This window comes from Ferrimicrobium acidiphilum DSM 19497, assembly GCF_000949255.1.
Taxonomy (GTDB): Bacteria; Actinomycetota; Acidimicrobiia; order Acidimicrobiales; family Acidimicrobiaceae; genus Ferrimicrobium; species Ferrimicrobium acidiphilum.
This window is the reverse complement of sequence record NZ_JXUW01000021.1, coordinates 19062-30766: the sequence shown is the minus strand read 5'-3', so window position 1 is coordinate 30766 and position 11705 is coordinate 19062. Positions and strand designations below refer to the sequence as shown.

Genomic DNA, 11705 nt, shown 5'->3' with positions numbered 1-11705 from the left:
CACCGTTTTAAACGTCGGCATACACGGCGAACCATCAGCAGCTCCATATCCCCTACGGTGGATGTCGTGACCATTCTTGTTGATGCCGCCAATATCGCTGTGAGTCGATCCGATAGGGTTCTATTTTCAAACCTCTCGATCACCATCTCGGATGGAGATCGACTTGGAGTGGTTGGAATCAATGGCACAGGCAAATCTACCCTGCTGCGGGTCCTCGCCGGGACGCAATCTCCCGAAGCCGGCGAGGTCCGCAGAGGTAAAGGCGTCGTCATCAACCTCCTCGATCAGCAGGACAATCTCCCGGATGCAAGCGTACGCGAGCTGGTTGGGACCGGCTGGGAAAGTGAGGCCATTCTCGATCGACTAGGGATGATGACATCGATCGATATGAAAATCTCTGAGCTCTCGGGGGGTCAGGTAAAGCGAGTAGCGCTTGCGCGTGTACTCAGTAAACCGGGAGATCTATTGATCCTCGATGAACCAACCAATCACCTCGATCTGGCCGCGGTAACCTGGCTTGAGGCCTGGCTCGCGCGCTTTCCTGGAGCAGTCGTCCTCGTGAGCCACGATCGCTACCTCCTCGACCGAGTGACCAACAGGATGCTCGAACTCGATCGCGGCCAAGCGTATCTGCATAATGGTGGCTATGCCGCCTATCTCGCGGCCGGTATCGAACGTGAAGTCCAGGCCGAGACACAAGACTCGATACGCCGCAACCTTGCCCGTCGTGAGCTCGCATGGCTCAGACGAGGGGCGAAGGCCCGCACCCGCAAGCCGCAGGCGAGAATTGACGCCGCTAAACAACTCATTGAAACCCGACCCCAACAGGCGGCTCGCGTTGGTGCTATCGATCTCGGTTTTGACACTCCTCGTCTAGGAAGCAAGGTAATAGAGCTTCAGGAAGTAGGCTTCCGATTTCCGAAGAGTCAGCTTCCAACATTTAGCAACGTGACCTTAAGTCTTGATCCACGTGAACGCTTGGGAATTGTGGGACCCAACGGCGCAGGCAAAACCACACTCCTCGAGATTCTGGCCGGCCTGAGACCACCAACATCAGGTAGCGTTGACTCCGGTACGACCACCAGAATCGGTTACTACGCCCAGCATGGCCCTGATCTGGATCCAACGGCACGAGTTCGTGATGTAGTGGCTGGCCCTCATCGTATAGCCGGGGATCCCTCTGACATCCGCTTGATGGAGCGCTTCTGGTTCACCGGCGAGCTCCCCTGGGCAACGGTTGGGACTCTATCTGGTGGGGAACGTCGACGTCTACAACTACTGACCGTCCTGGCTGCACGACCAAACGTCCTCCTTCTAGACGAACCTACGAACGATCTCGACCTAGACACCATGCGCGCGCTCGAAGATTACCTCGAGGACTGGCCGGGCGCATTGGTAACGGTAAGTCACGATCGCACATTCCTCGATCGCGTTACCGACCGTATCCTGATATGCGCAGATCGAGAAGTAAAATCGATTCCAGGTGGTCTCACCGCCTGGATAGCAATGGCGAGCACGCGGCCCAACCGGGACTCTGGCCCACTCACCTCAGGTCCATCCAACCGGCAATCGGCACCACAGGCGCGAGCTACTCCAGCACGGAAGAGATCGGCGAGTACGGTCCGTTTCCGACTACAAAAACTCGAGGCAACTATCGACAGACTGACCCACGAACGCAACCGACTCACACTAGCCTTCGAGGGCGTGACCGACCACGAAGCGCTCACCAAGCTCGGAATCGAGCTCGCCCACTGCCAAGCAGAGCTCGAGAGTGCCGAAGACGAGTGGCTCACGCTCACAACCGAGCACGACCAGAACTCACACTCATGAGATACCGATTATTAATCCCGTCTTCAGCTCTCTCGTCGCCGCATACAAAATGTGACATCAATAGACAAAGAAGGCCCCATCAACAGCAAAACCGAGTTACGCAGTCTCTCCAATACGGGCAAGTAAATCGCTCACTTGTTCTTGACTTAACCCAAAACCTGGAACTTGGAGTGGATCAAACCCATCAGCCATAGCCCAAGCATGGGTATCCTCTATCGTGTCTCTTAGCGGCCGGGGTGCGAGCCCGGCGGCGTAGGCCCTCTCCGGGTTAGCAGCGCCGACATTGCGATCAGGATCATCTCCTGCCCAGAGTGGGAAGACAGATTCGTTAACACCAACCTCTCTTAGCAACGATGGCTCAACCCACTCGAGGTTTAGGTCACTCGGACCCACGACTGCCTTGACCAGCTCCAAGAATTCAGCGAAGGTTATGCCAGAGGGTGGGCTCACGGTATGGTAGGTTCCCGCGGTCTGAGCGTGTGCGAGCGTGACCATGAAGTCCGCCAGATCACGAACGTCAATGACCTGGAACGGATTCTCCTTTGGTCCAGGCGCCAAAAAGATTCCGCCTCTAGCTATCATCTCGATCCACCACGTGAAGCGCTGAGTATGGTCATAGGGGCCAACCACATAGGTTGGTCGGACTATGGCTACAGGAACGTGTCGAAAACTTCGTTGAGCCTCAAGCTCACAGAGCGCCTTGAGTCCGCCATAGGTCTGACCGGTAACCTCTTCAATCGTCGGATCTGACAACGTCTGCAAAGGTGCATCCTCTGTATACCCAGCCTCGATCGGGCTAGCATATGCCGATACCGACGATACATGCACGTACGTCCCTCCACGCACTCCGAGATGCTCTGCGAGCAGCTTGACTTGGCGAGGGAAGTAGGCCGAGGTGTCGATAGTCGCATCCCAGTCGCCATTAGCCAAACCAGATAGATCACTGTTTCTATCACCAAGGATATGGCTCACCTCGGGAAACAAACTCGGGTTTGTGCGACCACGGTGGAAGAGGGTGACCTCATCTCCGCGGGCCAAGAGTTCAGCCACTACATGTCTACCAATGAACTGGGTTCCGCCAATCACAAGAATTCTCATGAACCGAGCCTAGCGAGTGCATACTTGCCGCTCCAAAGTACATATACATTTTTATGCACCTCTTTTGTCTTCGCTCTCCAGCCGCCTTTGAGTGTTCTGCCCTATCCACAGGGACAGAACTAGGGCGAGTCGATGGTTGGCCACCGGAAGGGCTGACTCGGATTCGCAATTAGTCGAAATTTAGTAGGTTGATCATCTAAAACCTTCCCTACAACAGCTCTAGAAAGCCAGCTAAGACAAATCGCGCGAACCGCCATATCCGTGCCCCCGGCAGGATTCGAACCTGCGCACATGGTTTAGGAAACCACTGCTCTATCCCCTGAGCTACGGGGGCTTTGGCGCCCAGCTTAGTCTGGCTACTGGCAACATCCGAGATCGATTGGCCACAACATCCTCCGTGGTCTAAATAGCCCGTGTTCGGAGTAGACCTCCACGTCTTGTTGCATCCAAGGGTGGCCGAGATAAAAGTTATCAGATACACCCAGCAAACCGACTACGATCGCAGTCGCCGTTATGCCAATTCTGGACTAGCGAGATGGCTCCGATCCCGAGCTATCGAGCTCAGCGATCTCAAACTCCACTGCCTTAATCCTGCGATCGCAGTCATCGAGCATAGCGCGAACACGACGAACCACGATCGACAACTCATCTAGACCAAACTCCCTGCTGGCCAGTCGGTCGATCACGGTTTGACTCTCATCTCGAAGCTCCTCAAAGCTGGCACTCGCCAACTCTCGCAGAAAATCCTCGTCGTCAATATGAAACCAATCAACCTCGCTCACGTTTGAACCTCACCCTCTTCCAGTCTCACCTTTGCAGAACCGTCTCTCATAAGAACCGTCACCAACCGCTCGTCCATCACATCTGAAATGGTGGTAAGCCATCGGCCGCTGCGCCCCTGCACTATGGCATAGCCCAATTGCAGCTGTTTCCTGGGGTCATAAGTTTCAAGCCAGACTCGTGCTCGCCCAACATCGCTAGCCTCGCTCTCGAGTCGCCGTTGCAGTGCCTTCGCCAACTCACCCTGATCCAAAAGACGTGGTAGCTCGTGGGCCAAACGCAGCCGAACGTTGGAGCGCAAACTTTGCGACAACCTACGTACCTCTTCCCCGTCACCACGGCACCTACCCTCGGCAAGTCGAACCAAACTCGCCCACTGCTCGGCCTGCCCAACCCTTAACTGTGTCAGGCCAGCATGGCATGAACCTATCACACGTGCAGCCATGCCACGCCGGTGAGCCTGTTCATCACGCAACCTCGCAGCGATAAGCTCAACAGCTCGACCGAGTGTGTGCTCAAGGCCAAGCAGATAATCCTCAACCCGTTCGACCAATGCAGTCGCCACGCTCTGTGGAACATCAAGCGCTCGGTGGGCAACTTCATTTACCAACACATCATCTGCGGCATGCCCGATGGCACACCAGACCGGCGTCTTAGCGTTCACAACCGAACGAACTACCGCCTCAGTATTGAAGAGAGCTAGCTCGCTCTCCGATCCACCTCCGCGGAGGAGGACGATCAGATCGTGACCATCGGCATCGGCACGCTTCACCATCGCGGCCAACTCGTCAGCCGCCTGCGTACCAGTTACTCGAGTCGAATACAGTTGCCAGGAGAACCTATATCCACTCCGCGCTAGGACACGGGTAAAGTCATGCTGAACCGTGCCCGCCTCTGAGGTAACAACCGCAATCCGCAGAGGAACGGCGGCCAGAGGACGATCCTTATTGGCCCCAAAAAGACCCTCTTCTATCAGAGCGGCTCGTAACCGCTCTACATCGAGCCTACCGAGCCGACGCATCTCATCGTAGTCAAGCTGCTCGACGACGAAACTTACCCTGCCGGCTGGGCGATACGTGCTCAAGCGCCCGACAGCTACCACCTCAACATCACTCTCTAGCTCGCCCAATCCTCGACTAAGCAGCTCCGAGCGGATACGAGCAAGGTCGGCGGCGAAAATCACAGTATTCACCTTCGCTACCTGGGTGGCCAGCGTTCGATCAGCAAGAAAGCAGTACAGATGTCGACGAACTGCTACGTCTTGGATCGTCCCTCTCAGTCGGAAGCGACTGGTCATCAACGGCTCAAGGCTACCTTCGATCATCTCCCAAAGGTTCGCCACCGAGAAGACAGGAGCGGGATCAGCTATCACAGCTGTTGATCCTAGTGCACCGAGCTAGCTGATATAGGCAGCGGCGGCTAACCAACGATGCGGACTCGTTGGTAATCACTCGCCGGGTAACGACTCAACGCGACTAGTCGGCGGCCGGAGTCCTCTCGAAACTCGAAGGATGCAAAGGATGCAATCCCAAGCGCTAGTTCAACTGCCGGCACAACAACTCCTTGCGAGGCGGTCATGATCTGTGCGAGGCGGCTGAGCGCTGGTGCATGGCCACACAACACCAAAGCCCCAACCGCAGTCTGTGCAACGTTTGCCAGTTCGCTGAGCTCGTCATCCGGGGCCATCTCCAGAAGTCGTGGGTCCTCAAAGGACTCGATGCCAAACCTCATAGCTAGCGGACCGACGGTAGCTTGACAACGTAAGGCGGGACTCGCGACGATCCTGATCGGCGTCTCGCGAGCGAGTACGCCCCCAACCACCTCAGCCAACACCTGCGCCTGAGCAAGACCTTCGTTGTCTAACGTTCTGGCGAGATCATCACCATACCCAGCTGTGGCCCGCGCCTTTGCATGTCGTAGTAGAATGACCGTCACGAAAACCTCCCTGTCATTAGACCGGCACCACCACGCAACCGGCACCTCATCCCTGGGACCAATCACGCTAAGCTTTTGACTTTGGTGCCAACCGCACCGTGGTCTCTGAACCTATGCTAGCTCAGTTGGAATACAAAACTTTGACATATTCCTTATAGCAAATATATCAGCTACTTCTCTTGCTAGACGACTCCCTGTTGCTTGTGCCTGCATCTTCTCGCAAACCTAAATCTTCTCCACCGTTGTTCGAATACAGCCGGGAGCGCGCGATCGACGTCTACTCTCGATAGCAAGGGGGGCGCGGATGACGTTCACGATTGCAGACCTGACACGACCTGAGTTTGAGGAGCTAATTCACGAACGAGTGCTGGTCATACCCGTCGGATCCGTCGAACAACATGGTCCACATCTCCCGATAGGTACCGACTCCCATATCACTGCAGCCCTAGTGGATGAACTCGTACGTCTGCGCGGGGAGCAGCTGGTGCTAGCACCACAGATTCCGATCTCCGCATCCGACGAGCATACCTCCTTCCAGGGAACTCTCTCTATGGGTAGTAATCTTCTATCAGCCATGCTCAAGGCGATAACCAGCCACTTGAGCATTCGACCACGCACGCTGCTGGTAAGCGCCCATGGGGGCAATCTGGCTGCCTTTCTTGAAGCGAGCACACCCTTCTGGGTGCCGAGGACTCATGTTCTCATTGAGGCCGCCGCCAACTGGGAACTACCCGCTGATGCTAGAGGCCTCTGGGAACCGGATGCGCACGCGGGTCGTACCGAAACCTCCGTGATGCTCGCTCTGCGCCCAGACCTAGTGAGGCTTTCCCAGGCCGTCTCAGGGTATAACGGACCACTCTCGCCAGTGGGTGCCATCCTCGCCACAGACGGAATCCGAGGAGTGAGCACTACTGGAGTGCTGGGTGATCCAAGTGGAGCGAACCGCGAAGAGGGGCTCGCCATCCTCGCCGCCCTAGCCGCCGACCTCGTTCGCACCTTTGACCAGGTCAACACGTGACTGACAGCGCTCAAGAGAGATCACCACTTGCAATCGTTACCGGAGGAGCGAGGGGAATCGGGCTAGCATGCGTTCAGGCACTAGCCTCCACCGGTTACCAAGTGGTTGCGATCGACGTGCCCACTGACTCGAGCATGCCCTATTCGCTCTCCACGAACAATGATCTCGCTGCGATCTCTAACCACAATATTCATCCGATCGCTTGCGATGTCCGAGACTCTGAAGCACTCACCAGTCACGTTCAACAGTTAACACGACGTTGGGGGTCGATCCAACTCGTAGTAGCCTGCGCTGGCGTCCTGGCTGGATCAACATCATCGCTCGAACTCGATCGCGAACAAGCTCAGGAGATCTTCGATGTCGACTATTGGGGAGTTACATATCTAGCGAGCGCGACAATGGAATCACTCAGACAAACCCGTGGAAGCTTCATAGCAATCTCCTCGGCGGCGGGGGTGCGGGGACTCCCACAACTCGGACACTACTGCGCAGCCAAACATGCAGTACATGGCTTCCTTGCAGCCTTGGCCCGTGAGGAGATCTCAAAGGGCGTGCGGATCAACATAGTAGCCCCGGGTTCGACCGACACTGCCCTACTCGCCGCCACCGCCCAGGTCTATCAACTCAACTCAGCCAATGAATTTCTTGCCCAGCAACTCGATCCCACTCTAAACACCCCAGCCGACGTAGCGGCCGTCGTCGCCTTCCTGGCCTCCGACGCCGCCAGCGGCATCAACGGAGCGATCATTCCAGTCGACCGCGGCTTCATCGGCTAGCCAGTCCGCCCCGGACCTAAACGTTGATTGTGGTCTCCCACTCCTCCAGCGAACCCATGACGATATCGCCAATCTCCTGAATCTGCGAGGGTTCGATTACCAACGGTGGAGAGAAGGCCAAGCCCTGGCCAAGAACACGTGTGATCAAACCATTACGACGGACGGTTACAGCCAATCGGTCGACCGCCTTCGGATCCTCTCGACGCACCTGAGGTGAGACCTCGACCGCCGCTAGCAGCCCAACGCCACCACGGACTTCAGAGACGGAGGAGAACCGCGTCGCTGGTCTCAGGGCCGCCAACAGATCTCCCTCGAGCAGGCTGCCTCGCTCGAGTATGCCCTCGCCCTCGAGCAACCGACAGTTGGTTAGGCCAGCAGCAGCACAGGTTGGATGACCACCATAGGTAGGGCCATGGCGAAAGACCGGTGAATCTTGGCGTGCGAAGGGTGCTGCGACATGTCCAGCAACGGCCACTCCACCGAGCGGGAGATAGCCACTAGTCACCCCTTTAGCGAAGGTGATCAGATCAGGCGAGATCTCGAATCGCTCAACCCCAAACCAGCTGCCCACCCTCCCGAAACCACAGATCACCGAGTCAACTATCAAGAGCACTCCATGTCGGTCACAGATCTCGCGAAGTGATGCAAAGTACCCAGCAGGTGGTGGATAGACACCACCCGCACCGATAACCGGTTCAGCGATCACCGCTGCTACCTGCTCCTCGCCGAGTCGAACGATCTCTGCCTCAACTGCCTCTACATCGTCGTAGGGAACGCGATAGGTATCTGGCACCAATGCGCCAAATCCCTCTCGGTTGGCATCAATACCTCCTACAGAGGTGCCGAAGCCCCAAGTCCCATGGTAACCATTTACCCGTGAGATGATAGCGGTCCGCTCCGGATGTCCGAGTTCGAAATGGTATCGACGTGCGAGCTTGGTCGCCGTCTCAACGGCATCTCCACCACCCTGCACAAAGAAGATCTGTGCATCGCGCATCGGCGCTCGTTCAGAAAGAAAGGCCGCGAGCTCCTCGGCGGGTCGATTCGAGAAGTTACCAAAGGTTGAATAACCCGCTAGCTTCTTCGCCTGCTCGGCTATGGCATCGGCAATCTCTGTACGGCCATGACCAATGTTGGCGTACCACAACGCTGCTGTCCCATCGAGATAGCGCCTTCCATCCTCATCGAAAACGTAGACACCAGATCCGTGATCGAAGACGACGGCGTCGTGGCTGGCCTGATAGAGCTGTCCGAACGGATGCCAAAAATTGCTCATACGTACCCCTTTTTGACCCTGCACCCACCTTGGGCGCGCTTGACCTCTAGGAGTCTAGAACACCACCAAGCTGGACCCGGTTTCGTCCGCGTGCCTTGGCATCATATAGGGCAGAGTCGGCGAGGCGCAGTAACTCCTCAACGAGCCCCCGTGGCGAGAACCTGCGAACGACCGGAGCAGCCACCGCAACCCCAATAGAGGCGGTTATATGGCTATCCACGTCCGGCACCGACACCGATGCGAGAACTAAGCGGAGCGACTCAGCAAGACTAAGCGCTTGAATCTGGTCAACACCGGTCAGGAACACCACGAACTCCTCGCCACCGAATCTGGCCACCACGTCCTGCGTACGAAGGCGATTCTGGATATTGGCCGCAGCCTCCTTGATCACGAGATCGCCGGCTGAATGCCCAAACTGATCGTTCACCGCCTTGAAGTGATCTAAGTCTATAAACATCGCCGCCATCTGAAAACCTCCGCCACGTGCGTTGACAACGAGTCGCTCGGCGAGCGACCAGAAGCTTCGGCGGTTCATGAGGCCAGTCAATGGGTCGGTCTCGGCGAGCTCGCGTAAAAGGTCATACTGCATCATCTGCGAAACCGCGATTCCCGCCTGATCTGCGAAGAACTCAAGTGCTTGGACTTGTTCTAGGTCTGGAAATCGACCATCTATCGGCTCATCAGCAGAGATCACACCCAACAGTTGACCGGACTCGATAATTGGGATAGTCAATGAGTCCTGTGGTTCCCAGTTGCCCACATCCAGTTCATCGGGGCTACGAGTTGGAACCGACAGCTGCTGGCCGAGCTGGTCAGGGAGCGGATATTTACGATGGTCAAAGAGGTAAGAACGCGACAGACGCATCTGTGGTTGCATAATTTCAGCGAACTGTCCAAGCTCTATAGGACCATTTTCATGGAGCCGTGCGCGTTCGCGTGTATCGATGCCGGAGGTGACACGAAGCTCAAGGTTGTCATCGCTGCGCAGGTAGATAGCAGACCGGCGAAAACCGCCCGCCGAGGTTACCGCATCTGCAGTCATCTGAAGGATCTCTTCTAGCTGGCCCGCACGCTGCACGTCGTTGCTCGCTCGAAATAGCTCACTCAAGCGTTCACGCTGAGCGGTAAGAATCCTTAGCTGAGCCTCTGCATAGCTCCGGTTCTCGTGCAGCTGAATCGCAAGCGAGGCAAAGTGTGCCAGTGTCGCGATGAGCATCGCCCTCTCCAGGGTCGGAACCATACCATCCAGAGGATCATCTGGGAAAACGACACCGAATACCTCCGCTGGTGGTCGATAGAGCGGAGCTATCAACAACGAACGCGGATGCCAGTGGCTTGACTCGACCGTCGGAGTAGTCGCGATCACCGACCCACGTTCCTCCATCTCGGCAAGAATTGGTTCCGAACCATCGACCCAGTAGATGTCGCCAATCGGCTTCGCGACCCGCAATAACCGTTCCAGCTCTTCAAAGGGCATAGAGTAATCATTGAAGTCATCCATCGTCAAATCGCCACGAAGGCTGGTCATCGCCTTCACGCGAAAGCGACCGTCTCCGTCCAATATTGCAATAGAGGTTGCACCAAAACCGAGCACCTCTGAATTCGTTTGGGTAATTTTACGCAAGAGTTCGTTACGATCGGTGAATACACTTAGATCCCGAGCGACACTCAGCACCTTCTGCAACCTGCCCTCAAGATCCGAGAGCTCGTCTGTAACTGTATGCATATCCATCAATTCCCTCGACGTAGGATCGGGCGAATACTCACCTCGCTTAAGTCGAACCTTACAAACGTACTAGTCCGAGCATCAGACACTACCAACGGAGGTGTTCTGAGCACGCAGACCAACACCGATGTCGTCACTGGGAACTGCCCGCCCTATCCGGGTAGCGTCGCCGTCCGCAACCTGGAGTCCGGCTCTGCCTCTCCGTATCCGGCGAGTGTGATCAGTCGTATTCCGTGTTGGTGTGAAGGTTACTGGGTTGCTCACCGAACGGATACACGAAGGATCGGCTCCCTCTAAGGAACGTCCGGTAAAGAATTTTGCCGCCAGACAACCACCGTGGCAACGTGCATAGGCGTTACATCCGTGGCAACCGAGCGCCGGCGGTTGCGCACGAAGCGTTCGGAAGAGTTCTGACTCTCGCCAGATGTCTGCGAATCGATCGCTGCGTACCGACCCTGCAAGAAAGTCGGGATGGATCGTAAATGGGCATGCGTACACATCGCCTACAGGGTCTATCAGGCAGACGACCCTCCCTGCACCACAAAAATTGAGGCCAGGAAGCGAAGCCCCAAGGGGGTTTAGGTGGAAAAAGGAATCGGCCGTCTGAATCTCCGGATGAGCTATCAGGTAGTCATACAACACTCGCTGCTCATCATCGGTAAGAGCTAGCTCTTCATAGCAGTCCTGGGCCCTACCAGAGGGTCGAAGGCGAGTCAGACGAAGCTGTGCTCCGAATCGGTCGGCAAGAGCACGTAAATCATCGAGTTGATCGATCGACCCCCTCGTCACTACTACGGAGATCTTGGTGCCCTGGACACCCACCTCAGCAAGGTTCGTTAGAGCCCATAAGGCACGGTCAAAACTCCCTACTCCCCGAATAGCATCATTGACCTCTGCCGTGGCTCCATCGAGAGATACCTGAACATTGCAGTAAGTCAACGCTGCGATCCGTTGAGCCGCCGATCTAGTTAGACGGGTGCCATTTGTCGAAAACTTGACCCCGATACCCAAGGAGTCCGCGTACTCGATAATATCGAAAAATTGCGGGTGCATCATCGGCTCCCCACCCCCGATATTCAGGTAGAACACCTGCATATCGTGGAGATCATCGAGTAACTTCTGACAGGCAGCGAAGTCGAGTTCACGAGGGTCTGACACTCCAGATGCCGAAAGGCAATGCCGGCATGAGAGGTTGCAGGCCCACGTGAGCTCCCAAGTAAGGCAGAGCGGTGACGACAACCCCTCGATCAGGGAGTCACGCAACAT

Annotated in this window: 10 protein-coding genes and 1 tRNA gene; 3 read left to right on the top strand and 8 right to left on the bottom strand. The window is 56.3% G+C overall.

Going from position 1 to position 11705, the window contains the following annotated elements; genetic code table 11:
* Nucleotides 1-66: 66 nt before the first annotated feature.
* Nucleotides 67-1830: an ABC-F family ATP-binding cassette domain-containing protein gene (locus FEAC_RS09985; RefSeq protein ID WP_052566193.1), complete on the top strand. Its 1764-nt coding sequence runs from the start codon at nucleotides 67-69 to the stop codon at nucleotides 1828-1830.
* A gap of 96 nt (nucleotides 1831-1926) precedes the next feature.
* On the opposite strand, the gene FEAC_RS09980 is transcribed toward FEAC_RS09985, so the two are convergent.
* From FEAC_RS09980 to FEAC_RS09960, 5 genes are all read right to left on the bottom strand, one after another.
* Nucleotides 1927-2928: an NAD-dependent epimerase/dehydratase family protein gene (locus FEAC_RS09980; RefSeq protein ID WP_035391118.1), complete on the bottom strand. Its 1002-nt coding sequence runs from the start codon at nucleotides 2926-2928 to the stop codon at nucleotides 1927-1929.
* A gap of 262 nt (nucleotides 2929-3190) precedes the next feature.
* Nucleotides 3191-3262, bottom strand: a tRNA-Arg gene (locus FEAC_RS09975).
* Nucleotides 3263-3455: 193 nt separating this feature from the next.
* The gene (locus FEAC_RS09970) at nucleotides 3456-3710 is read right to left on the bottom strand and encodes a hypothetical protein (protein WP_035391121.1); all 255 of its coding nucleotides are present in this window, start codon (nucleotides 3708-3710) and stop codon (nucleotides 3456-3458) included.
* A complete protein-coding gene (gene xseA / locus FEAC_RS09965) occupies nucleotides 3707-5080 on the bottom strand; it encodes an exodeoxyribonuclease VII large subunit (RefSeq protein ID WP_035391123.1) in 1374 nt (457 codons plus the stop codon). Before xseA ends, FEAC_RS09970 begins: the two co-directional genes overlap by 4 nt.
* A gap of 47 nt (nucleotides 5081-5127) precedes the next feature.
* The gene (locus FEAC_RS09960; RefSeq protein ID WP_052566192.1) at nucleotides 5128-5643 is read right to left on the bottom strand and encodes a SixA phosphatase family protein; all 516 of its coding nucleotides are present in this window, start codon (nucleotides 5641-5643) and stop codon (nucleotides 5128-5130) included.
* Between the two features lie 304 nt (nucleotides 5644-5947).
* On the opposite strand from FEAC_RS09960, the gene mftE reads away from it, so the two are divergent.
* A complete protein-coding gene (mftE, locus tag FEAC_RS09955) occupies nucleotides 5948-6661 on the top strand; it encodes a mycofactocin biosynthesis peptidyl-dipeptidase MftE (RefSeq protein WP_035391125.1) in 714 nt (237 codons plus the stop codon).
* On the top strand, nucleotides 6658-7437 hold the full coding sequence (locus FEAC_RS09950) for an SDR family oxidoreductase (protein WP_035391127.1): 780 nt from the start codon (nucleotides 6658-6660) through the stop codon (nucleotides 7435-7437). The genes mftE and FEAC_RS09950 overlap by 4 nt, the downstream gene beginning before the upstream one ends.
* Before the next feature lie 16 nt (nucleotides 7438-7453).
* Here FEAC_RS09950 and FEAC_RS09945 read toward each other — a convergent pair whose 3' ends face one another.
* From FEAC_RS09945 to mftC, 3 genes are all read right to left on the bottom strand, one after another.
* Nucleotides 7454-8713 carry an aminotransferase family protein gene (locus FEAC_RS09945; protein WP_035391129.1) on the bottom strand — a complete coding sequence of 420 codons (1260 nt, stop codon included), beginning with the start codon at nucleotides 8711-8713 and terminating at the stop codon, nucleotides 7454-7456.
* Nucleotides 8714-8759: 46 nt separating this feature from the next.
* Nucleotides 8760-10445, bottom strand: coding sequence for a GGDEF domain-containing protein (locus tag FEAC_RS09940; RefSeq protein ID WP_035391130.1), 1686 nt, complete (start codon nucleotides 10443-10445; stop codon nucleotides 8760-8762).
* 75 nt (nucleotides 10446-10520) lie between these two features.
* Nucleotides 10521-11705: a mycofactocin radical SAM maturase gene (gene mftC / locus FEAC_RS09935; protein ID WP_052566191.1), complete on the bottom strand. Its 1185-nt coding sequence runs from the start codon at nucleotides 11703-11705 to the stop codon at nucleotides 10521-10523.

Bases quoted from the DNA above. Each gene is read 5' to 3' on its own strand.
- FEAC_RS09980 (WP_035391118.1), bottom strand. From the start codon at position 2,928: ATGAGAATTCTTGTGATTGGCGGAACCCAGTTCATTGGTAGACATGTA.
- mftE (WP_035391125.1), top strand. From the start codon at position 5,948: ATGACGTTCACGATTGCAGACCTGACACGACCTGAGTTTGAGGAGCTA.
- FEAC_RS09945 (WP_035391129.1), bottom strand. From the start codon at position 8,713: ATGAGCAATTTTTGGCATCCGTTCGGACAGCTCTATCAGGCCAGCCAC.
- FEAC_RS09940 (WP_035391130.1), bottom strand. From the start codon at position 10,445: ATGGATATGCATACAGTTACAGACGAGCTCTCGGATCTTGAGGGCAGG.
- mftC (WP_052566191.1), bottom strand. From the start codon at position 11,705: ATGTTGCGTGACTCCCTGATCGAGGGGTTGTCGTCACCGCTCTGCCTT.